The 22,241-nt window shown below is 69.3% G+C and carries 21 protein-coding genes; 10 read left to right on the forward strand and 11 right to left on the reverse strand.

Translation table 11 applies throughout. The annotated features are described in order from the left end of the window. Positions 1 to 27 precede the first annotated feature (27 nt). Positions 28 to 1,308, reverse strand: coding sequence for an amino acid deaminase (locus OG202_RS31480; protein WP_328223943.1), 1,281 nt, complete (start codon positions 1,306 to 1,308; stop codon positions 28 to 30). Positions 1,309 to 1,448: 140 nt separating this feature from the next. Here OG202_RS31480 and OG202_RS31485 point away from each other — a divergent pair, with 140 nt between their 5' ends. From OG202_RS31485 to OG202_RS31500, 4 genes are all read left to right on the forward strand, one after another. Next, positions 1,449 to 2,915, forward strand: a complete 1,467-nt coding sequence (locus OG202_RS31485; RefSeq protein ID WP_443052305.1) for a PfkB family carbohydrate kinase — start codon at positions 1,449 to 1,451, stop codon at positions 2,913 to 2,915. Further along, positions 2,912 to 3,673 carry an IclR family transcriptional regulator gene (locus tag OG202_RS31490; protein WP_326578078.1) on the forward strand — a complete coding sequence of 254 codons (762 nt, stop codon included), beginning with the start codon at positions 2,912 to 2,914 and terminating at the stop codon, positions 3,671 to 3,673. The genes OG202_RS31485 and OG202_RS31490 overlap by 4 nt, the downstream gene beginning before the upstream one ends. After that, positions 3,670 to 4,080: a RidA family protein gene (locus OG202_RS31495; protein ID WP_328223944.1), complete on the forward strand. Its 411-nt coding sequence runs from the start codon at positions 3,670 to 3,672 to the stop codon at positions 4,078 to 4,080. The genes OG202_RS31490 and OG202_RS31495 overlap by 4 nt, the downstream gene beginning before the upstream one ends. A 215-nt stretch (positions 4,081 to 4,295) precedes the next feature. Continuing rightward, complete coding sequence (locus tag OG202_RS31500) at positions 4,296 to 4,937, forward strand: hypothetical protein (protein ID WP_327728005.1); 642 nt, start codon at positions 4,296 to 4,298, stop codon at positions 4,935 to 4,937. Positions 4,938 to 5,039: 102 nt separating this feature from the next. Here the strand turns inward: OG202_RS31500 and OG202_RS31505 are convergent, their stop codons facing one another. Next, positions 5,040 to 6,410, reverse strand: a complete 1,371-nt coding sequence (locus OG202_RS31505) for a M14 family metallopeptidase (RefSeq protein WP_327728004.1) — start codon at positions 6,408 to 6,410, stop codon at positions 5,040 to 5,042. 454 nt (positions 6,411 to 6,864) lie between these two features. Here OG202_RS31505 and OG202_RS31510 point away from each other — a divergent pair, with 454 nt between their 5' ends. Both OG202_RS31510 and OG202_RS31515 read left to right on the forward strand, forming a co-directional pair. Next, positions 6,865 to 7,275 (forward strand): ATP-binding protein, encoded by a 411-nt coding sequence (locus tag OG202_RS31510; RefSeq protein WP_326585640.1) that lies wholly within the window; start codon positions 6,865 to 6,867, stop codon positions 7,273 to 7,275. Positions 7,276 to 7,474: 199 nt separating this feature from the next. After that, complete coding sequence (locus OG202_RS31515; protein ID WP_326578074.1) at positions 7,475 to 8,797, forward strand: Nramp family divalent metal transporter; 1,323 nt, start codon at positions 7,475 to 7,477, stop codon at positions 8,795 to 8,797. Between the two features lie 80 nt (positions 8,798 to 8,877). On the opposite strand, the gene OG202_RS31520 is transcribed toward OG202_RS31515, so the two are convergent. The 3 genes from OG202_RS31520 to OG202_RS31530 form a co-directional block, all read right to left on the reverse strand. Beyond that, positions 8,878 to 10,173 (reverse strand): hypothetical protein, encoded by a 1,296-nt coding sequence (locus OG202_RS31520; RefSeq protein ID WP_328223945.1) that lies wholly within the window; start codon positions 10,171 to 10,173, stop codon positions 8,878 to 8,880. Between the two features lie 104 nt (positions 10,174 to 10,277). Then, complete coding sequence (locus tag OG202_RS31525) at positions 10,278 to 10,787, reverse strand: SigE family RNA polymerase sigma factor (RefSeq protein WP_326578072.1); 510 nt, start codon at positions 10,785 to 10,787, stop codon at positions 10,278 to 10,280. 139 nt (positions 10,788 to 10,926) lie between these two features. Further along, on the reverse strand, positions 10,927 to 11,271 hold the full coding sequence (locus OG202_RS31530) for a hypothetical protein (protein WP_328223946.1): 345 nt from the start codon (positions 11,269 to 11,271) through the stop codon (positions 10,927 to 10,929). Between OG202_RS31530 and OG202_RS31535 the strand changes: the two genes are divergently transcribed. Continuing rightward, a complete protein-coding gene (locus OG202_RS31535) occupies positions 11,254 to 11,601 on the forward strand; it encodes a hypothetical protein (RefSeq protein WP_328223947.1) in 348 nt (115 codons plus the stop codon). The two genes, OG202_RS31530 and OG202_RS31535, sit on opposite strands and share 18 nt — an antisense overlap. A gap of 35 nt (positions 11,602 to 11,636) precedes the next feature. Here OG202_RS31535 and OG202_RS31540 read toward each other — a convergent pair whose 3' ends face one another. Next, on the reverse strand, positions 11,637 to 11,828 hold the full coding sequence (locus tag OG202_RS31540) for a hypothetical protein (protein ID WP_326578069.1): 192 nt from the start codon (positions 11,826 to 11,828) through the stop codon (positions 11,637 to 11,639). Positions 11,829 to 11,838: 10 nt separating this feature from the next. After that, on the reverse strand, positions 11,839 to 12,690 hold the full coding sequence (locus OG202_RS31545) for a helix-turn-helix domain-containing protein (protein ID WP_328223948.1): 852 nt from the start codon (positions 12,688 to 12,690) through the stop codon (positions 11,839 to 11,841). 137 nt (positions 12,691 to 12,827) lie between these two features. On the opposite strand from OG202_RS31545, the gene OG202_RS31550 reads away from it, so the two are divergent. Beyond that, the gene (locus OG202_RS31550; RefSeq protein WP_327727999.1) at positions 12,828 to 13,286 is read left to right on the forward strand and encodes an ATP-binding protein; all 459 of its coding nucleotides are present in this window, start codon (positions 12,828 to 12,830) and stop codon (positions 13,284 to 13,286) included. A 175-nt stretch (positions 13,287 to 13,461) separates the two neighbouring features. Here OG202_RS31550 and OG202_RS31555 read toward each other — a convergent pair whose 3' ends face one another. Genes OG202_RS31555 through OG202_RS31570 form a run of 4 tightly spaced genes read right to left on the reverse strand, consistent with a single transcriptional unit; the run spans position 13,462 to position 19,998 of the window. Next, positions 13,462 to 13,935 carry a hypothetical protein gene (locus OG202_RS31555; protein WP_327727998.1) on the reverse strand — a complete coding sequence of 158 codons (474 nt, stop codon included), beginning with the start codon at positions 13,933 to 13,935 and terminating at the stop codon, positions 13,462 to 13,464. Beyond that, complete coding sequence (locus OG202_RS31560) at positions 13,932 to 18,728, reverse strand: putative T7SS-secreted protein (RefSeq protein WP_328223949.1); 4,797 nt, start codon at positions 18,726 to 18,728, stop codon at positions 13,932 to 13,934. The genes OG202_RS31555 and OG202_RS31560 overlap by 4 nt, the downstream gene beginning before the upstream one ends. After that, positions 18,728 to 19,414: a hypothetical protein gene (locus OG202_RS31565; protein WP_328223950.1), complete on the reverse strand. Its 687-nt coding sequence runs from the start codon at positions 19,412 to 19,414 to the stop codon at positions 18,728 to 18,730. Before OG202_RS31565 ends, OG202_RS31560 begins: the two co-directional genes overlap by 1 nt. Continuing rightward, positions 19,411 to 19,998, reverse strand: coding sequence for a hypothetical protein (locus OG202_RS31570; RefSeq protein ID WP_327727995.1), 588 nt, complete (start codon positions 19,996 to 19,998; stop codon positions 19,411 to 19,413). The genes OG202_RS31565 and OG202_RS31570 overlap by 4 nt, the downstream gene beginning before the upstream one ends. Positions 19,999 to 20,397: 399 nt before the next feature. On the opposite strand from OG202_RS31570, the gene OG202_RS31575 reads away from it, so the two are divergent. Both OG202_RS31575 and cpaB read left to right on the forward strand, forming a co-directional pair. Next, positions 20,398 to 21,267, forward strand: a complete 870-nt coding sequence (locus tag OG202_RS31575) for a hypothetical protein (protein WP_328223951.1) — start codon at positions 20,398 to 20,400, stop codon at positions 21,265 to 21,267. A gap of 103 nt (positions 21,268 to 21,370) precedes the next feature. After that, on the forward strand, positions 21,371 to 22,087 hold the full coding sequence (gene cpaB / locus OG202_RS31580) for a Flp pilus assembly protein CpaB (RefSeq protein ID WP_326578065.1): 717 nt from the start codon (positions 21,371 to 21,373) through the stop codon (positions 22,085 to 22,087). Positions 22,088 to 22,241: the final 154 nt, after the last annotated feature.

Here is a 22,241-nt window from a genome sequence, read left to right on the forward strand (position 1 = left end):
TGGGCGCCGGGCGGAGGTTCGGTGGGCTCAGAAGAACGTGCGGACGTAGTCCACGACCGTCCCGTCCGCCTCCACCACCGGAATCAGCTTCCACTTGTCGAACGACGTGCACGGATGCGACAACCCGAGCCCCACCCAGTCGCCGACCTCCAGCGCGGCCCCGGCCTCCGTGCGCAGCCACGCGTGCTGGTCGGACAGGCCCGTCACCGTGAGCCCGGCGGCGTCGCGGACCGTGCCCGTGGCGGCGTCCCGTACGACCTCGGCGGCGGGCAGGTCGAGGTCGTACGCGGCGTCGCGCTTGCCCGCGTTGGCGAAGGCCTGGTCGGGGGAGGGGCGGGAGACGACCTGGGCCCAGAGCCGGAACGCGGGCTCCAGGGCGCCTTCCTCGGGGACGCGGTTGAAGGGGGTGATCCGGCGGTAGTGGCCGGCGTCGTGCGAGACGTACGCGCCCGACCGCAGCAACTTCAGTACGGGCACGGACAGTTCGGGGAGCTCGGCGAACACCTCGGCCACCGTGTCGAACCAGGCGCTGCCGCCCGCGCTGACCACGACCTCGTCCAGCCCCGCGAACCGCCCCGCCTTGTCGAAGTCGACGGCCAGCGCGGTGAGCCGGCGCAGCCACGCACCCACCCGCTCGGGGTCGGCCCGCGGCACCTCGCCCTCGTACCCGGCGACCCCCACCAGCCGCAGCGTCCCGGTCGCGGCCACCGCGTCCGCGACCGCCGCGCACTCCACCTCCGTACGGACGCCGGTACGCGCGCCCTCGCCCGCGCCCAGCTCCACGACGACGTCCACCGGGCGGGCGGAGCCCCGCAGCGCCGCGTCCATCAGCTCGACACCGCGCACGGAGTCGACGTAACAGACGAACCGGAAGGACGGGTCGGCCGCGAGCTCGGCGGCGACCCAGCGCAGGGCGGCGGGGTCGACGAGCTGGTTGCCGAGGAAGATCCGCTCGATCCCGAACGCCCGCGCCACGCGCATCTGATGGGGCACGGCGAGGGTGATGCCCCACGCGCCGCGCTCGATCTGCCGCCAGAACAGCTGCGGTGCCATGGAGGTCTTGCCGTGCGGGGCGAAGGCGAGGCCGTGGCGGGCGGCGTAGGTCTCCATCAGCGCCAGGTTGTGCTCAAGGCGCTCGGCGGACAGGGCGAGCACGGGAGTGGTGAAGCCACCGGTGAACAGGTTCCGGCCCTGCGCGGCCAGTTCGGCCACCGAGAGGCCGTCGGCGTCCGGGGGGAGGCCCTTGAACCGGTGGTCGACGCGTTCGGCGGCCAGCCGGGCCAGCGCTTCGACACTCTCGACACTCATGGGTTCCTCCCTGACGACGTGCGTTGCAAATGATGCAACGTTCATTGCGTATGTCGCTCGCAGCTGTCTAACATCCCAGCCAGCGCCGGGTCAACGGTGCCGAGCCCGCCCCAGCGACGTGACGAGGAGCCTCCATCATCGTGACCCCCGGCACGGATGTCGTCGCGCTCGGAGAGTCCATGGTCACGTTCCTTCCCACCCGCCCCGGGCGCCTCGCAGACGTCCCCTCCTTCGAGCGGGCCATCGGCGGTGCCGAGTCCAACGTCGCGTGCGCGCTGGCGGCGGCCGGGCACACGGTCCGGTGGGTGAGCCGGGTGGGGGCCGACGGGTTCGGGGACCACCTGGTCGAGACGATCGGCGGACACGGCGTGGACGTGACGTCCGTCGAGCGGGATCCGGCGCGTCCTACGGGCGTGTACTTCCGTACGGCGGGGGACCGGGCCACGGACGCGCACGAGGTCGCCTACTACCGGGCCGGTTCGGCCGCCTCGGCGATGTCGGCGCGGACCGTGGACCTCGCGGCGGTGCGCGCCGGACGCGTACTGCACCTCTCGGGGATCACGGCCGCCCTGTCCGGCGACTGCCTGCGGCTGCTCCGCGAGCTGACGGCCCCCCACCCGGGCCGCCCCCTGATCTCCTTCGACGTCAACCACCGGCCGGGCCTGTGGCACGACGCCGACGGCCCGCGCGTCCTCCTCGAACTGGCCCGCGCCGCCGACCTCGTGTTCGTCGGCGAGGACGAGGCGAAGGAGGTTTGGGGCATCACGGGCGGACCGACGGCGGTCCGGAGGCTGCTGCCGGAGCCGGATGTGTTGGTGGTGAAGCAGGGGGCGCGCGGAGCGACGCTGTTCCGCCGGGGCCCGGGCCGGGGCCGGGCTGAGGACGGTCGGGCCGAGAGCGGCTGGGCAGATAGCGGCCGGGCAGAGGGCAGTCAGCCCGGCCAGGACGGCTTCCGGCCTGTGGACGGCGGCGGGGGCGGCGGGGGCGGCGAGGCTGAGGATGGTCCGGCCGACCCGGGCGGTTCCCGGCCCATGGACGGCGGCATCTGGCCGACGGACGGCGGCTCCCGGCCGGTCGGGGCGAGCGGCACCCACCCCGGCTCGACCTCCGCCCTCGGGACCTCCGCTCGGGAAGCCTCCGCCCTCGGGACCCCCGGCCTCGGGACCCCCGCTCGGGAAGCCTCCGCCCTCGGAGCCTCCGCCCTCGGAGCCTCCGCCCTCGGGAGCTCCGCTCGGGAAGCCTCCGCCCTCGGGAGCTCCGCCCTCGGGGCCTCCGCTCGCGAAGCCTCCGCCCTCGGAACCCCCGCCCACGAAACCTTCGTCCCCGCCCTGGACGTCGAAGTCGTGGCGACCATCGGGGCCGGGGACGCCTTCGCCGCCGGGTTTCTGTCCGCGACACTCCGCGGCCTTCCCGACCGTGCCCGGCTCCGGCACGGTCATCTCATGGCCGCGGCCGCCCTGACCGTCCCCGGAGACCTCGCCGCCCCGCCGTCCCGTGACCTCGCCGATCGCCTGGCGGCCCTGTCCGACGAGGCGTGGGGGAGACTTCGACTCGGCCCCGGCTGGACGCAAGCCGATCAGGCCCCCGAGGAGGTACGCACCCCATGAGCCAGACCGTCGACCGCGCACTGAGCATCCTGCCGCTGCTGGCCGAGGGCCCCGCCGACCTCGGCCGGGTCGCCGACCGCCTGGGCGTCCACAAGTCCACGGCCCTGCGCCTCCTGCGGACCCTCCACGAACACGGCCTCGTCTACCGCCAGTCCGACCAGCGCTACCGCCTGGGCGCCCGCCTCTTCGCCCTCGCCCAGGAGGCCGTGGAGAACCTCGACATCCGCGAGATCGCCCACCCCCACCTCGTACGCCTCAACGAGCACTGCGGCCACACCGTCCACCTCGCCGTCTACGAGGAGAACGAGGTCCTCTACATCGACAAGGTCGAGAGCCGCTACCCGGTCCGTATGTACTCCCGGATCGGCAAGCCGGTCGCCATCACGGTCGCCGCCGTCGCCAAGCTGTGCCTCGCCGACCTCCCCGAAGCCGAGCGCCGCGCCCTCGCGGAGAAGCTCGACTACCCCATGTACACGCCCCGTTCGACCCCCAACGCCCCCGCCTTCCTCAAGGAGCTGGCGCGGGTCCGCGAACAGGGCTGGGCCACCGACCTCGGCGGCCACGAGGAGTCCATCAACTGCGTCGCCGCGCCCGTCCGCGGCGCCGACGGCCGGGTCGTCGCCGCGATGTCGGTCTCCGCGCCCAACGTCGTCGTCACCGCCGACGAACTCCTCACCCTGCTGCCGCTGGTCCGCCGCACCGCGGACGCGATCAGCGGCGAGTACTCCGGCAGAACCCCAGCGAAGGACACCGTATGACCGACAAGATCGCGCTCACCCCGAAGACCCACACCGCCCCGCCCGCGAAGTTCTCCCACGGCGTCAAAAAGGGCAACATCCTCCAGGTCGCCGGCCAGGTCGGCTTCCTCCCGGCCGTCGAGGGGCAGCCCCCGACCCCGGCCGGCCCCACCCTCCGCGACCAGACCCTCCAGACCCTCGCCAACGTCCAGGTGATCCTGGAGGAGGGCGGCGCCACCTGGGACGACGTGATGATGATCCGCGTCTACCTGACCGACGTGGACCACTTCGCCGAGATGAACGCGCTCTACAACGAGTACTTCGCACGACACCTCACCGCGGCCCCGGCAGCCCGCACGACGGTCTACGTCGGCCTCCCGGCAGGCCTCCTGATCGAGATCGACGCGCTGGCGGTACTGGACAGCTGAGTCCGGCATCCCCGCCCGGCCGCGATCCCGCACCACCCCCCCCCGCACCACCCCCTCACCATCCCCGCCGCGGTCCTGAGCGTGTTCGTATGGACGTGTTCGTACGGACGTGTGCGCGGCGCACAGAGCGCCAGGGCGAGATTGTGCAACTGAGATACGGACATATGCCTGGCCCGACTGTCCTTGGCACAGGGTCGTCGACCATACTGCCCGCTGTGGAGCAGCGCATCGGTTCGAACAACCAGCCCCTGGCCGCCGCCGCGGTCGACCCGTCGCACATCCCCGGACTCACGGCACCGGTGTCCGTGAAGAAGGAGAAGCAGGAGGAGCCGGAGGACATCAAACCGACGGAGCCCGAGGCGCCGGACGAGGCCGCCCCGGAGCAGGACGAGCCGGCTGCCGCCGAGAAGACGTCGAAGGCGTCCAAGACGTCCGTCGCGAAGACCCCCGCCGAGAAGACCTCGGCCGACGACGCGGAAGCGGGCGCGGGCCCGGACGCGGACGAAGACGCCGCCGAGGACGCGGCCGACGGCCCCGTCTTCGAGGCCTCCGACCGCCGCGCGAAGATCGTCGCCGACAGCCGTGGCGTACGGCTGCGCCTGGACGACCAGGAGTGCGAGTTCGGCTGGGACGAGATCGGCGCGATCGAGACGGAGTCCCCCCGCTTCGGCAAGCGGTTCACGGTCACCGTCCACACCCCCGACCGCCGCTGGTACCCCATCGAGATCGAGGCCAAGGCCAGGTCCGAGCACGCCGCGTGGGAGACGCAGATCGACGAGGTCCTGGACGCGTACTTCGACGACGGCGAGGAGAAGAAGGCCGAGGACTCGGCCGAGGAATCGGTCGAGTCCGAGTAAAGCGCCCCGTAAGGGGCGCGGGGAACTGCGCGACCAGCCACAACGGACGCGCAGTTCCCCACTCACGGAAGCGGCACCGGCACCGGCACCGGCACTACCGGCCTAGCAATACTGCGCTTCCTTGCCGATCGACCGGTACATGCAGTCCGAGTTCTCCAGCAGCTGCAACACCGCGTCCCGGTTCCGCGCGGTCTCCCGGGCGATGACCTCGTCGGGCGGGTAGAACCCGCCACCCCCGGCCGACCCCGGGTACATCTCGAACGTGTAGGCGAAGATCTTCTGGTTGCCCCACAGCCAGTCGTCGATCGACCCGTCCGTGATGTAGAGGTCACTGGCCTGCTCGGGCGTGTACCCGTTGCTGGTGGCCATCTTCCCGCCGACGGTCGCGAACGCGTTGCGGTCGTCCGCCGTCATCCCCGTCGTCGTGTCGGCGGTCGTGTACCCGAACGGCCACAGCACCAGCTCGCTGTACGTGTGGAAGTCGATGCCGGTCCTGATCTGCTGGACCCCGCCGACGACCCGGCTGCGCACGAAGTTCGCGACGACCTTCACCTCGGGCGCGGACTCGGCGGCCGTACCCCGGTAGGTGTCCGAGGAGGTGGAGCCGGACGAGCCGCCGCAGCAGCCCCAGCGGTAGTTCCAGTTGCGGTTGAGGTCGGTGCCGACGGCCGACGAACCGCTGTTGGGCTGCCGGTTCTTGCGCCACGAGCGGTACGAGCCGGTGGCGACGTCGTACTCTCCGCCGTCCGGGTTGAGGTCCGGGATGATCCAGATCTCGCGGTTGTTCACCATGTTGGTGACCCGGGAGTCGGTCCCGTAGTCGGAGGTCAGCTCGTTGAGCAGGTAGAGCGCCATCTCGACGGTGAGGTGCTCACGGGCGTGCTGGTGGTGGGTGAACAGCACCTCGGGCTCGGCCTCGTCCGTGCCGACGTTGTCGCTGATCTTGATGGCGACGATGTTCCGGCCCTGGTACGAGGTGCCGATGACCCGCTGGCTGGCGATGGAACTGTTCGCCGAGACCACGGAGTTGATCTCGTTCGTCATCTCCGCGTAGTTGTGGTAGCGGGAGTCGGCGGACGGGAAGTCGAAGAGCCGTACGTCGTCCTCGCCGTTCGACCGGTCGGGGACCGCGCCGAGCGGCGTGACCTCGTAGCCCTGTTGCTTCAGCTTCTTGATCTGGTCCGCGCGCCCGGAGATGAACACCGAGTGGTCGTCGGCGTCGTCCACGGTCACGCCGGCCTGTTGCAGCGCCGTGCGGGACTTGCTGTCCGAGTGCATGTGGACCTCGTACTGGCGGATGTCGTCCGCCGAGGCCTTGGGTCGCTCGGCGCTGGTCGCCGTCGCGTCCGTGGTCGTCGCGGCGACCGGGGCGGCGAGAGCCAGGGCCAGCAGGGTGGCGAGGGCGGCGGTGCGGCGGCCTGATCTCCTGCCCGTGCCGCCGGGCGCCGACCTGCCGCGCATGCGGAGTCGCATGAAGTCTCCTATTTTCTCCAGGAATTCCGGGGTCTCCGGAAGTGGGGAGTGGAGCGGGGGGTGGATCCTTGCGACGTGCCTCGGGCCTGACCGATGACCGTGGGGATCCCGGCAGGCCCTGGTGCGGGTGTGGCGCTCATGGTGCGGGTCTGGCATGACCAGGTCAAGAGTGGGGGTGTGGGTGCCCCGGGGCGGCGTGGCCGGAACGGACGGGAACCGGCCGGGGGTTCGCGGCGTGCGTAAGCCCTACACAACCGCGTACACGCCCATCAGGCGCGTACGCCCCCAATTGTGGACGTACCCGGGCGGGAAACAGGTATATGCACGGCCGGAAACGGGTATTCCTCCCCGTGTGCCGCGTACGTGCGGCGGCAACCCTGGAAGCATGCTGCAACTCTCCGGGGGACTCCTTCCGGATTCCGGCCCCCATTACGCCTCGTACCCCCAACCGCCGATGGGTGCGGGCCACTTGAGCGTCGAGTACGACCCTCGTCCCACCGCCGCCGCACAGGCCCGCGCGCAGGTGCGCAGGCAGCTGGAGGGATGGGGACTGCTCGACCAGACCGACACGGCGGAACTGCTGGTGAGCGAACTCGTCACCAACGCGCTGGTGCACGCGGAGAGCCGACTGAAGCTGACCCTGTCGGCCGCGCACGGTGTCCTGCGCTGCGAGGTGTCGGACACGGACGGCCGCCCGCCCCGGGTGCGTCAAACGACGGAGATATCGGAGAGCGGCCGAGGGATGTTCCTGGTGGACGCGCTCGCCGGGCGCTGGGGTTGCCATCAGGACGGGCCGGGCAAGACCGTGTGGTTCGAGCTCGGCACGTGCGGGTCCGACGGCTGCGGTTCCGCTCCGCTGGGTTGAGCGGGTTCGGCGGGGCCGGTGGCTTCGGTGGCATCCGGTACTGAAGCCACCGTTCACTGAGGCCGTCGGTCGTCCGCGGCGCCGTCGTGGCTGGTCGCGCCCCGCGGCGGAGCCGCACATCGATACAGCCCCGCGCCCCTAAAGGCATCCCGGGCACGCCCTCTTGCCTGGTCGGGGCCCATGCGGTTACTTGACCTGCATGGCGGACACCACGGGAAACCCCACTGACACCCCGGCAACATCCGACACCAACCCCCCACCCCGCACATCAAGTTGGAAGTACATCGGCCCCGGCATCGTCGTCGCCGCGACCGGTGTCGGGGCCGGCGACCTGGTCGCGACCCTGATCGCGGGCAGCAACTTCGGCTACACCCTGTTGTGGGCGGCCGTCATCGGCTGTCTCGTCAAGATCTCCCTCGCCGAGGCGGCCGGCCGCTGGCACCTGTCCACCGGCCGGACCCTCTTCGACGGCTGGGCGAGCCTCGGCCGCTGGACGACGTGGTTCTTCGTCGTGTACGTCGTGATCTGGGGCTTCGTATACGGCGCGGCCGCGATGTCCTCCAGCGCCCTGCCCCTCCAGGCGCTGTTCCCTGACGTCATGGACCTCAAGTGGTGGGCCGTCCTGTGCGGCCTGAGCGGTCTGGTCTTCGTCTGGTTCAACAAGTACGAGGTCTTCGAGAAGGTCATGACGGTCCTCGTGGGCGTCATGTTCGTGGTGACCGTCTACCTGGCGATCAGGGTCACCCCCAACCTCCCGGACGCGCTGGCGGGGCTGTTGCCGGTCCTCCCCGACGAGAAGGACTCGATCCTCAACACCCTCGGCCTGATCGGCGGCGTCGGCGGCACGATCACGCTGGCCGCGTACGGCTACTGGGTCAACGCCAAGGGCTGGACCAACACCGGCTGGATGAAGGTCATGCGTCTCGACAACCGGGTCGCGTACATCACCACCGGCATCTTCGTGATCGCCATGCTCTTCGTCGGCGCCGAACTGCTGCACTCCGCCAACGTCGCCATCGCCAGCGGCGACAAGGGCCTGATCCAGCTCAGCGACATCCTGGCCGACGAGTACGGCACGGCCACCGCCAAGTTCTTCCTGATCGGATTCTTCGCCACTTCGTACACCTCCCTCATCGGCGTCTGGCACGGCGTGAGCCTGATGTTCGCGGACTTCGTGGAACGCTTCCGCAGGAAGGGGGCGGTGACGGGCGAGGAGGTCGCCTCCGGCCGCCGGGAGAAGTCCTGGCCGTTCCGCGCGTACCTGCTCTGGCTGACCTTCCCGCCCATCGTCCTGCTCTTCCAGGGCCAGCCGTTCCGCCTGATCATCCTCTACGGCGTCCTCGGCGCCGCCTTCCTCCCCTTCCTCGCCGGCACCCTCATCTGGCTACTGAACTCCTCCCGCACGCCCCGGGAATGGCGCAACGGCTTCGTCAGCAACGGGATGCTGGCCCTCGCCGGCCTGCTGTTCCTGGTCCTGGCCCTGAAGCAGATCTGGGACCAGCCGTGGGCGGACTTCTTCTGACGCCCGATACACCGGTGGGGCGGCCGGCCCCGTGGTCCGGCCGCCCCCACCGGACCACGGGGCCGGCAGTGCCCCGGTCGCTAGCCGAGCGTCTTCCACTTCTCGCTGGTGGCGATCTCCTTCAGCTGCGCCAGGGTGAGCGCGGGGGTCTCGCGGGTCGCGGCCGTGTGCTGGGCACCGGAGTTGAAGGCGCTGATCACGACCCGCAGCCCGTCGGTGCGGAGCGTGTCCACGGTCCACATGACGACCCCCTCGCCGCCCTTCTCACCGGGCCCCTGCCTCGTGGCGACCTTCGTGCCGTCGGGCAGGGTCTCGGCATCGGCGCCGAACAACGAGTCCGCGACGTCCGCCATCCCCGGCTGCACATTGATCTGCACCAGGCTCCTCCCCTTGCCGTCGTCGAGGACGACGTAGGCGAAGTCCGACTCCTGGCTGCCCTCGTCGACACCGTGGACGCCGTCGGGGAGGAGCCCGGCGAGGGTCTTTTGGATGGTGGCGCCGTCCACCACCGGGGCGTCGACGGACCCGGCCTCGGGCCGCTCGGTCGAGGACTCCTGCTTCTCCCCCTGGTCCTCCTGCTCCGCCTTGTCCTCCGGAATGGCGTCGATGGCCCGGCGCCAGCCCGAGTCCATGGCGATGTCCTTCAACTGGGCGGTGGTCAGCGGAGGGTCCTCACGGGTGACGGGGGAGCCCTTCTGCGCCGGGGCGTTCCACTCCATGACGCTGACGTCGTAACCGTCGGCGGTGACCAACTGCGCGTACCAGTGCTTGGTCTCCTCACGGCGGTCCGGGTACTCGTACCCCTGGAAGAGCATCAGTCGCGAACCGTCCGGCAGGGTGCTCTCCTCGCAGGAGTCGTACTCGACGAACGTCTTGTCCGGGCAGTCGGTGAGCTGCTTGGCGTGCTCGCTGTCGGCGTCGATCTGCCCGAGCCCGATCTGCACGGCGGCCCCGCCCTCGCCGTCGTCGTACACGACCTGCGCGTACGGCCCCGGCTCCGCGCCCGTGCCACGCGCCGACTCCCCGCTGAACTTCCCCGCCGGCAGCAGATCCTTGAGCTGCCGGACGAGTCGGGCGCCGGACACCTTGCCGTCGTCGTCCCTGGGCCCCGGCTCGGTGGACCGCTCCGCCGCCACGGACTGCTTCCCGCCCCCGTCGCCGATCCCGGGCAGCAGGAGCGCCCCGCCCACTCCGACGAGCGCGATCCCGGCGACCCCGCCCAGCATCGCCGCCCGCCGGCGCAGCAGCAGCCGCCGGCCGCGTACGGCTCCGCCGCCGACCATCGCGTGTCCATCGGTCTCGAAGGCATCTCCGGCCCGGCGCAGGGCGTCGCCGAGCCTGCCCTCGAAGGGGTCTCCGTGCTCTTCAACGGGCATGACGAACCACCGTTTCTGCGAGTGGGTGTGGGAGTGAGTGTGGAAGTGCGGGTGGGTGTGGGAGCGAGTGTGGGTGTGGGTGTCGGCCGGTGTCTCTGAGGCACTCAGGGGGTGACGTACTCACCGATGCCGTCCCCGAGGAGCACGCGCAGCCGGGCGAGGGCGCGGACGCATCGTGTGCGGACCGCCGCCGAACTGGCGTTCATCGACGCGGCGGTCTCCTCGATGGACCGGTCCTCCCAGTAGCGCAGGACGACCACGGCCCGGTCCTTGGGCGGCAGTTGGGCCAGCGCCTCGACGAGGGTGAGCCGCAGGGAGGAGTCGGAGCCGGGCGCGGCGGGCACGTCCGGAATCACGTCCGTGGCCCGTTCCCTGCTGCTACGCCGCCGCTGATGGGCGAGGAAGGTCCTGGTCAGCACGGTCTGCGCGTACCCGGCCGGGTTCTCCGCCTGCCGCACCCGCCCCCACTTCACGTACAACCGCCCGAGCGTCTCCTGCACGAGGTCCTCGGCGAGATGGGTGTCTCCGCCGGTGAGCAGACACGCGGACCGGTAGAGATGCCCCGCACGCGCCGCCGCGAACTCCTGGTATCCGTCCGCGCGGACTGGTCTCATCTCTGGCTCCCCCTGGGTGAGCTCGCGTAGGCGCCGACTTCGCTACTCGGCCTCTTCGCTACTTCGCTTCTCACTTCATTGATGTGGTGGCCCCCGGGGAATGTTTCATGGGCGGGTGAGGGATACGGTGCGGTACGAGTCACACCAACGGGGCAGAGGGACGAACACCATGGACCAGCCTGATCAGGGCCAGCAGCCGCCGCCACCGCCGCAGCCATGGACACCGCCGGGCGGCCGGCAGGGCTTCGGCCCCCCGCCCCCGCCGTACGCGCCCCCGGCCGCGCCTCCGGGCCAGCCACCACAGCCCTACGCGCAGCCGCCGCAGGGCCAGCCACCACAGCCGTACGCGCAGCCGCCGCAGGGCCAGCCACCACAGCCCTACGCGCAGCCGCCGCAGGGCCAGCCACCACAGCCGTACGCGCAGCCGCCGCAGGGGCAGCCGTACGGGCAGCCGGCACCGCCTCCCGTGGGCCAGCCGCCTCACCCGTACGCCCAGCCACAAGCAGCCCCGGGAGCCCCAGGCGCCCCGGACCAGGGCCCGGAGTTCCTGGCCGTCGACCGCCACAACTCCGTCGTCATCGACATCAACGGCGTCGCCTTCGAGGACCACGGCATCGCCATCGACTTCACCTGGCCCGAGATCCGCAGCGTCCACTACAAGGCGAGCGGCAACGGCAAGTCCCTCATGGTGGCCGTCATCCACCTCGACGGCAGCTTCTACGAGTGCACGGTCGAGGCGAAGCCCCGGGAGCGCCTCCACCACTGGTTCGCGCACCTGGCCCAGGTGCTCGGCTACTACCGCCCGATGGGCTAGCCATGGTGCTTCCGCACGGACGACCGTGCGAAACCTCAGAGCAAGTGATCCGCCTTGCCCGCCTTGATGTCGAGAATGAGCGTGCGCAGCGCTTCCCGGGTGTCGGTGAGGTAGGTGTCCTCGGCACCGGCTATGGCGATGTAGGCGTTGCCGGTGGGGTCGGTGCCGAGGCGGAAGCAAGCCGATCCCTCGGCGCAGAAGGGGTCTTCCCACGTGATGTCGGCCATGGTCGTCTCCTCAGAGTTGGCTGGCGATGTCCTGGATGAAGGCGCGCGACTCCTCGGGAGACAGTGCGCGCTTCTCCATCCAATCCAGTTGGGTTCGGTACTTGGACAACTGGGCCTCCTGGTATAGGAATTCCGGTCCGTGGGTGCTGTCGACCTGCACGGTGTCGAGCTCCGGCACGGGGCCTTCCATATAGATCACGGTCTGCCCAGCGCCAGGGAACGAGCCCGCGTCGAACGGGAAGACCCGTAGCGCCATGTTGGCCCACTCCGACACGGCGAGAAGATGATCGAGCTGCCCCCGTGCGACCTTGCGTCCGCCGAACTGCATGCGCAGCGCCGCCTCGTGAAGTATCCCGACGTACTCGGTGGGGTCGTCGTTCTGCAGCACACGCTGACGCTCCAGGCGGTGCGCGAGCCGCAGGGCGATCTCATGGTCGGGCAGTGGCGGCAGCGCGGCCTTGAAGACGGCTTGGGCGTGGTCGCTGGACTGAAGGAGCCCAGGCATGTGGATCAGGTGAACGCTGCGGATCCGCACGGCGTGGTGTTCCAACTCGGCGATGTCGAGGAGCCCGGCGGGAAGGCTGCCCCGGTATCTCTCCCACCAGCCCCGCTCGGCGGGTTGCGCCATGGCGACCAGGGCGCTGACGTAAGCCTCGTCGTCGCAGTCGCAGTTGCAGGCCAACGTACGTAGCCGGTCGGCGCTGATGGCACGTGTGCCCGATTCGATGTTGGAGATCTTGCCTCGGTCCACACCGAGCAGTCCGGCGGCGTACTCCCCGGTCATACCGGCAGCGGTGCGCATCCTCCGTACCTCCGCCCCGAGCCGCTTCTGCCGCTCCGTCGGAGATGTCCTCCCGGCCATGCCGTTCCTTCCTCGAAGACAGCACCACCCTGGAGGTGCTTGTGTTCCCTCATTTATGGGGCAACATAACCCCGCATGCCCTACAGTCGGTAATGAACAAGCTACACACGGCAGTTGTTGCCTCGAAGGGAACCCCCATGCCCGAAGCGCCCTCGGCCTGCCCTGTCCCGCCCGCATCCTCCTCGAAGACTTCCCGCACCTGGGAATGCCGCCTGGACCTGCCCAACGACCCCCGGACCCCACGCGTCGCCCGCCACACGATCCGCGCCGCACTCCTCGGTCACGCCTGCTCCCAGGACCTCACCGACACAGCGGAACTACTGACTTCGGAGCTGCTCTCCAACGCGGTGAAGCACTCCGACGGCCTCATCACCGTCACCCTCCGCGCCAGCCCCGACCGCCTCCACGTCGCCGTCCTGGACAACCACCCCGATCTCCCCAGCCCCCTCCCCTCCACCACCGACCACGAGTTCGGCCGGGGCCTGTTCCTCGTCGACGCGTTGGCGGACGTCTGGGGCCGCTACCCCGTCACCGGAGACTTCCGAAAGCGCGGCTGGAAGGTGGTGTGGTTCGAGTTGTCTACCGCGGGCGGCTGACTATGCGTAGGCCTGGGCTGTCGGCTGCTCAGACGGTGATCCGGTAGTGCCCTGAAGATGAATTCTTGGTCCTGCATATTTGTGAAGTGGGCGATGTCGCGAATTTGTGACTGCCGGTCCAGATCTCCTGGATGGCTGCACGGAGTTCCGATCGGTCGATTTTCCTGGATCGGCGCTATCGCCACTTCGGCTTTCCCCATGACGCAGTGAGGAAATAGAGCCACCAGATCGGATTGATGAAGTTGAGCCAATTCTTCCTGTTTTTGAGGTGGCGCTCCCAGTATGCGTCCTGTTCCTCGATGGAGGCGATCAGGTTCGGTGGTGCATAATTGAAAGTTGGAACGAGGTCGCGTACTGTTGTGGGACGCCACATGTGGAGAACGTAGATCATCCAAGCGCCGTGCGATGAGGACAGCCCGGATGGTCTGACATTGGCTCGTGCCCCGTTGCAGCAGAGTGCGATACCTCTCGGGGCAAGCTCTGCTCGCATGGACCGCAGTGCTTGAAACACGTTGTCGCCGTTGGCTGATGCCTCAATGCCGTGCGGTGATTCCAGGCGCAGTTGCCACGGGCCGTCCCCTTCGACCAGTATTTTCCACTCGGTTTCCTGGTCATCAAATTGGACGCGGATGGGAATTTCTTCGTTCACTCTATATATCCCGGGTTCTCGATGATTTCTCCCGTCGGCCTTCCGTAGCGCCAATATTCCGCGCGTACGATGTTGCTCGGATCGATGCTCCTGAAAATCACCTCTCGCTCGGACGGGAAGCCGGTGCCGTTTATCCAAGAGCGAATAGCGCCTCCTAGTGAGCGGTTGACATCTACGCCATACCCGGCGCCGCGGATCTCGTAAACCCAGGTGCCGCGTCCTCTGGCCGACTGCGGAAAATTACCTGCCTCGCTGACGCTCTTGCTTGTGCCGACCCAGTTTGATGGGGTGTCGTAGAGTGAATATTTTCCGATGTCCTCGTTGGTTCCCTTCGGTGAAAAGCCATTTTCAAAAACTAGTTCAGGTGGGCGCGTATCTCCTCGATAGACTACTTTAGGTTCGATTACTGCCTTTCGTGCGACACCAAAGTCCTCTGCGACAGCTTGGCGGCAGGGGGACAATCCTTTCGGGTCTATTTCCTCCAGCGGGTTATGGACGTATGCGGCGGGATTGGGCGCAGGGGTGAGGCCGAGAGGGTCGGGGGTGAGATAGCGGGCGGTTTCGGGGTCGTAGTGGCGGAAGTAGTTGTAGTGGAGGCCGGTTTCGGGGTCGTAGTACTGGCCGGGAAAGCGGAGAGGTGTGTAGGTGCTACTGCTGACGGCCCAGGCTGTTGTGCCCCAGAGCGTGCTCCGTGTCCGCCAGACGATCTCGCCGTGTTCGTCGACGAGTTCGCTAGGGGTGCCGACCAGGTCGGTGACGATGGTGAAGAAGCGGGAATCGATCTCCTCTTGCGGAGTGGCGACTGCGGTGATGCGTTCCGTCTGGGAGATGGGCCGCAGGCCTTGGTGGTCCCAGGTCAGGGTGACCGGGTTCGGCAGAGCCGGGGACTTTGTGGTCTGTTCGCAGAGGGTTGTGCCGTCCCAGGTGAAGTCGATCTGCTCGATGACCGCTTTGCCGTCGGCTGACAGACGGAGTTTCGCCGTGCGGCGGCCCAGCGGGTCGTACGTGTATCGCCAGCGGGTGCCGTCCGGTGTGGTCACCGAGGTGAGGCGGTCCTCGGCGTCCCACTCGTACCGCCAGGTGTCCGCTTTGCGGGACAGGCGGGGCTTCTGGCGGAGAGTGATGCGGCCGAGGGCGTCGTGCTCGTAGCGGACCTTGCCCGCGCGGGTGATGCGGGTGCCCTCGTACGAGCGCAGTCCCGTCGCCTCTTGGCCCGGGTGGTCCGTCGGCCACGACGCAGACGTCTGGTTGCCCGCCTCGTCGTAGGCGTACGTCTCCGTCCAGTTCGCCGCGTGGACCGCGGTCACCCTGCCCGCCGTGTCCAGATCGAAGTGGCGGGAGCCGGAGAGTTGGTCGTCGATGCCGGTCAGGTTGCCGTCGGAGCGGTAGGAGTATGAGCGGTGTTGGATCGAGCGGTCGTCTGCCGCCATCACCGACTGGGTCGTCAGGCGGCCGATGGAGTCGAAGGTGTGGTGCAGGGTGACCGTTTCGCCGATGTGACGGGTCAGTTCGCGGCCGGCTTCGTCGTAGGTGAAGTCGATGGTGCGGCCCGAGGCTGTCATCCCCGTGCGGCGACCGGTCGCGTCGTACGTCCAGGTCGTTGTTGCCCCTGTCGGTGTTGTGCGGGATATCCGTCGACCGAACTCGTCGTATTTGTAAGTCAGTTCGCGGCCGTCGACCGTCTCCGAGCGCACCAGACCGAAGCGGTCGCGCAGGATCGTCAGCGTCGTACCGTCCGGGCCTGTCGCCTGGGCGAGCTGGTCCGTCATGTCGTACGCGTACGTCGTGACGTCGCCCGCCGCGTCCTTGCGGAGCACTTGGCCCAGTTCGTCGCGCTCGAAGGAAACCACCTGGCCGAGCGCGTTCGTGCGGGTCTTCAGGCGACCCGCCTCGTCGTGGGTGTACGTGAGGGTGCGGTCGTCGAAGTCCGTCTCCGTGACCAGGTTGCCTGCGGCGTCGTACTCGTATGCCCACGTCAGGCCCTGCGGGTTGGTCACCCGCGTCAGACGTAGCTCCTTGTCGTGGTCGAACTCGTAGCGCACCCCGTCCGGGCCCGTGCGGGCCGTCAGGAGGTCGAAGTGGGTGTACTCGAAGTGGGAGACGGCGCCCATCGGGTCCGTGTGGGTGGTGCGGTTGCCCTCGCCGTCGTACGTCCACGACTCCGTCGTGCCGTCGGCGGCGGTGCGGCAGGCGAGGTGGCCCTCGACCGTCCACTCCAGCCGGGTCACCGCACCCGTTGGGTCCGTGAGGGTGACGGGTCTGCCGAAGGGGTCACGTTCGTAGCGGGTGACCGCGCCGAGGGGGTCCGTGATCTCCAACGGGAGACCGGCGGGGTCGCAGCGGACCGTTGCCGTGTGGCCGAGGGGGTCCGTTACGGCGGTCAGGTGGCCCGATTCGTTGTACGTGAAGTGGGTGGTGTGGCCGGTCGGCCCGGTCACGGATGTGCGGTTGCCCCGTTCGTCGTACGTCTGGCGGACGACCGTGCCGTCCGGGTTCACCACCCGTATCGGCAGACCGAGTTCGTTGTGCTCGGCCCTCGCCTCGCGGCCGTCCGGGCGTGTGACGACGGTCGGGTTGCCGGTCTCGTCGTAGCGGTACGTGGTCGTGTGGCCGAGGGGGTCCGTGTGGGAGAGGAGGCGGTGGTAGCGGTCCCGTTCGAAGTGGGTGGCGGCGCCGAGGGGGTCGATCTCGGTGACGACCTGGCAGGCGTCGTTGATCACGAAGCGGCGGGTGTGGCCCTCGCCCGTTGTCGTGGTCGTCACGCGGTGACCGGTTGCCGAGTCCCGTTCGCCGTAGGTGAAGCGGAGGCTCATGTGGCCGTGCGTGCCGCCCTCGGCGACGCAGCGGTCCCGGTCGTCGTACTCGTACGTGTAGCCGCGGTTGTTCGTGTCCGTCCAGGACGTGACGCGGCCGGTTTCGTCGTACGTGAAGCGGAGGGGGAGGCCGGAGGAGTTGACGACCTCGGTCAGGTTGCCGTCCGTGTAGCCGTAGCGCTTCAGTTCCTGGTTGCCGGAGGCGAGGTGGAGTGCCGTGATCCGGCCTGCCTCCGTGGTGACGCGTACGTCGTATCCGGCGCTGGAGACGATGCCGAGCGGGGTGCCCTCGGTGTCGTACTCGAAGGTGAGCCAGTTGCCGTTGCGGTCGTCGATCTGTTCGATGACGGCCAGGTCGTCTCCGCGGTCGGTGAAGTGCCAGACGCGGTGCGCCTGAGGGTCGGTGACCGTGTAGCCGCCGTCCTCGCGGTCCAGGGGCCAGCGGGGGCCGTGGCTGGGGAGGGTCGGGACGCCCGGTGCCGGATGGGGGTAGGCGAGGAGCAGGCCGTCCTCGGTGACGAAGACGACGCCCTCGGAGTCGATCTGCAGGCGTTGGTCGACCGTCGAGGACCACGACGGGCCGAACCAGCGGCCGAAGTGGTAGCCGGACTCCACACGCCGTCTGAAGACGAGGGGGAGAGCACCTGGAAGCACCACGTCCGTCTGGGGCAGGTACATCTTGCCCGTGGTGAGGTCGACCGGGTCGGTCGGGTCCTTCTGGACCTTCTGGCCGGGGTTGTCGTGCTCTTGGGGCGCCTTGCCGACGGTATCCCTCAGCCCGCGTTGGGCTCCTCCCGCCTCGGCCGCGTCGTCCAGGGTGTGCTTGAGCGCGCCCTTGATCCCGCCCGTCACCGCCCCGCGCGCCGCCCCCGCCCCCTTGGTCCCGAGGAGATCGAGGACGACGCGGCCCCCGAACTCGGACGGGTCCTTCTTGGCGGACTGCCAGGCGTCCTTGAGGGCCCGGTCGGGGTGGGCGACCGTCGACGTGAGCCCCGCGAGCGTCATGTTGACGTTCTGGTAGTACTCGGCGGGGTGGGCGATGTTGTACGGGTCGAGGGCGTTCATGCTGCGGCCGAAGGTGATGATGCCCGCGCCGCCCTTGACGACGCCTCCGACGACATGGGTGAGTTCCACGGCCGATGACGCACCCTGGTCGGCGAAGTTGGCGGCGAGTTTGAGGGCGGGGGGTAGTTCGGCGGGGGCGTGTTCCAGGGCGGCCCTGATCGAGGTGGTGGCGGTGCGTGCGGCCTCGTTGCGCTGGCGGCGGGCCTCCCTGAGGAGTTCGTGGGCGAGGGCGATGTCCGCCTTGCCGGGGTCGCTGAACTCCGCCGGCTTCGGGCCGGGATCCTCACCGGCCTTCACCTTGGCGTTGTAGGTGTCGACCTTGGCGTTGTACGCCTCCACCGCCGCCTTGGACGCCTTCATGCCCGCCTTGTAGGCGTCGATGGCGTCCTGGGCCTGGCCCTGGGCCCACTTGACCGTGTCCGCGTACGCGTCGAGCGCCTTGGCGGCCTTGTCACAGGCGTCCGCCGCACGCATCCACTTCTTGGGGTGCATGGCGAACTTCTCGCGGAAGGTGTCGGCGGCCTGGCCCTTCCACTGGGAGGAGTCCAGCTTGCGCATGCCGTCGCCGACCTTGTCGAAGGCCGTGTGGAAGTCCTTGAGGTGCTTGGCGCTCTCCTGGATACGGCCGACGTTGCCGTGGACGAGTTCGTTCGCCTGCTCGGTCTCGCCGAGCTGCTGCTCGCCGGGCGTGGCGCCCAGGGCGGACGCGGCACCGTCGCCCCAGTCCTCCACCTTGTCCGCGACGCCCTTGAAGCCCATGTCCTCCAGGCGTTCGCCGGCGTAGTCGGTGCCCTTGTCGATGCCTTCGCCGACGAGCTTCTTGCCGTCGTCGTAGACCTCTTCGGCCTTGCCGACGACGGTGTTGGCGGCGCCCTTGAGCTTGTCTTCCACACCGTCCGGGATCCAGCCACCCATCAGCTGCCGCCCCCGCTCTGCTGCTGTCCCTCGGCCTGGGCCGCCTGCTCGCGTTCCTCGCGGGAGGGGCCGTACTGCTGGTCCAGCGACGCCTCGTACTCCTGGTCGGTCATGCCCATCGCCTTCTGCGGGTCGAGGGGCCCGTTCTCAAGGAGGGGCGACGTCATCACATCACGTTGGGCGTCGTTCCAAGCCTGGTCGGTGTTCTCCTGCGCCCGCTCCCAGGACTCCGCGCTCCAGTCGGAGGTGGCGAACATGTGGTTGTCGCCGATCTCGCCCCAGGACATCTGGGTGACCTGGTCCTCGTTGAGGTGCGGGTTGCCCATCACGGAGTTCGCCGCGATCTTGAAGGTGCCGTCGATGTACTGCTCGGTCTCGTGGAACGTCCCCGCCGCCAGGCCCACGGCGTCCGCGAAGTTGCTGCCCTCCAGGATCAGCGCGCGGACTCCCCACTCCCAGCGCTCGCAGAAGGTGTCGAGCGCCGACGTCAGTCCGCCGTGCCCCAACTCCAGGCCGGACAGGGCCAGATCGGCGAAGCCGCGGCCTACGCTCGCCTCGCCGATCATGCCGAGTTCACGAAGCTCCGACATGGCCAGGTTGATGCCCTCGGTGATCAGGGCCAGGCCTTCCACCTGAAGGTCCTTGCCCTCACCTCCGCCGCCCCCACCACCTCCGCCGTCGTTCATCGAGTCAACTCCCCGTCTCCGCCGGACCCGCTCGTCTCGTCGTCCACGTCCACCGCCGCCGCATCCGGCACGATCCCCCTCACCGGCGGGAACAGCGCGCCCTGACCCTCGCTGCCGACGTCCAGCGCCACCCCGTACGGCACCGGCATCGCCGGGATCGCCACGTCCAGCAGCCGGGCGCCCAGCACCCGGTCGTACGCCCACTCGCGCGCGCCTTCGCCCCTTGCGATAGCGAATCGGGCCAGGGACGGCTCGTCCGAGAAGGCGTAGATCCAGCGGATACCGCCGTGCTCCCCGGTGAGCGGGGCGCCGTCCGCCGACAGGGGTACGAGTACCGCCGTACGCCGGAACTCGCCGAGCAGGGCGGCGGCTTCGCGTCGGCGGTGGGCGAGGGCGGCGTCATCTGCCGCCGGGGGGAGGGTGTCGCCGCCTGTCGGGGACGGGGTCCGCTCTTCGGGCGGGGCCGGCGGGCGTTCGGAAGCGGGACCGTTCGGCATGGCCGGCTCGGCCGGTTCCACGTAGTGGAAGATCCTGGATCGGCGTATACCGCCCGCCGCTCCGACGCCTCCCCCGTGATCAGACATGCGTGCGATCATCGCATCGGCGTATGGCGTGCTGCAACGCCACGACCTTTGCCGCAAAGTGTGTCGCCGGACCGGGCGTCGGGTGACAGAACCGGGGCGGGCACGACCGTGAAGAAGAGGACGAAGGTACTCCCGCGCAGGCCCACCGTTCACTCGTCCGGGCCGCCCAACACCCCCTCCCGCCTGCCGAGTTGAGGCATATGCGTCTCACTCTGTGTGGATACGGCCGCACCTTCCGTGAGTTGATCAAGGAGATTCGGTGTTGATCGGGCCATGCCGTGGATATGGTGCTGATGCAAGACGATGCAGGAGGGGCGTCGAGGAAGACGTCGCTCCTCACAGGGGCCGTCTGAGGCGGTGGTCGACCACTCCGCCGAAGTGAACGGGGTGGTGTGCAGCGTGCCGACCGCGATAGCCGTCACCAGTTCCGACCTGGTGCTCCCACCGCACGACCGGCAGACCCCGCCCGCGGTCGTCCAGCCGCAGGAGACCCTCGAAGCCTCCCTGTTCGGCATGCACGCGCTCATCGAGCAGCACGGCTATGTCATCGCCCTCCACTCGGCCTCCGACGAGCCGGCCGTCACCCGGCGGCTGCACACCGTCCGTTCGGTGCTGGAGAGCGACCGCATCGCCCTGCTCGGCGTGGACCTGCCCCCGCTCGGACTCGCCCTGCTCGCCCAGCAGTTGCGGCAGCTGTCCGTGTGCGACTTCAGCCCGGGGGTGCTCGCCTCCTCCGTACGCCTCCTCGCGCACTACATCTACGCCGGCGCCCACCTCGGCTCCGTCGCCAAGCTCGACCGGGTGCCGGTCACGCTGAAGTCGCACGCCAAGTCGTGGATGCCGGGCGCCCAGTTCGCCGTACTGGCCAACCCGCGGCCCCAGCTCGTCCGGCTCCACACCGCCGACCAGGAACCCCTCGCCGGTCCCGAGTTCGGCACCCGGCTGCTCGTCGCGCAGGGGCCGCAGCCGCCGTCCGACTGGGTCACCGCGACCCTCGCGCCCGCCTGGCAGGTGCAGGGGTCCCTGCCGGTCCCGCTGCCCGAGGGGTCCGCGCGCTGGTGGGGGACCGGCAAGCTCGTCGAGTTCGCCGCCGGCCTCGCCGACGTCTCCGTGCTCTACCAGCTGGTGTCGTCCGTACGCCGCGAGACCTGCCACTGGTGCGGCCTCGAACTCATCGGCGACCGCTGCGGGTTCTGCGCGGCCCCCTTACGGGAACCGGAGCCCACGCCCCTCCCGGGCCGGGCGGCCCTTCCCCGAGGGGCCACATGACAGCCGTACGACAACTCCATACTCCGGGGGCAGACCCCATGACCCCCAGCAGGAGAAGCAGGCCCGCTTCTGTGCCCGGCACGTTCCCACGAGGTGAGATGTAGTGAACTCGCGCCAGCGCCGCGGCGTCATCCTGCTGGTCCTCTCGGCCCTGTGTGCCCTGGCCGCGTTCGCCGGGGTGCTCTCGGTGATCCGTGACGTGAACGCGAAGGTCGGACCCGAGGTGACGGCGTACCGGCTGAAGGACGACATCGCGCCCTACAAGGAGCTGTCGGCGGGCCAGTTCGAGAAGATCACGATGCCGGAGCGATGGCTGTCCGGCACGGCCGTCACCGATCTGTCGGAGATCCGGGGGAAGATCGCCGTCACCCAGCTGCGCAAGGGCTCCCTGCTCCAGTCCGACATGATCGTCGACCGGCCGGAACTCGAACCCGGGCAGCAGGAGATCGCGATCCTGATCGACGCGTCCACCGGTGTGGCGGGGAAGATCAACCCGGGGTCGCGGGTCAACCTCTACGCCACGTTCGAGGAGAAGGACAGCGACTCGGGCAAGGACACGTCCAAGCTGATGGTCGCCGACGCCCGCGTCATCGACGTCGGCAAGTTGACGCCCCTCGAATCCGGCCAGTCCAGCAGCGACCGCCGGCGCACGGCGACCGAGGCCGTCCCGATCACCTTCGCGCTCGACACGGCCGACGCGCAGCGCGTGGCGTTCGCCGAGTCGTTCGCCGAGCACGTCCGTCTCGCCCTCGTCGGGGGCGGGGAGGCCACCGTCGTCGTGCCGGACGACCGTTCGTACACCCTCGACGAGGACAAGTAGGAGGCCCCGCGATGAGGTCGGTCCGGAACGTCCGTACGAGGAAGACTCGAACGAGGGTGCGTCGAATGCCGCCGCGGGTGGGCGTGCCGAGGGTGGGCATGCTGAGGGGGGTACGGCGAACGAGGATGCCGTGGGCGGCGAGTGGGCCGCGGGT

The organism is Streptomyces sp. NBC_00310, assembly GCF_036208085.1.
Lineage (GTDB): Bacteria > Actinomycetota > Actinomycetes > Streptomycetales > Streptomycetaceae > Streptomyces.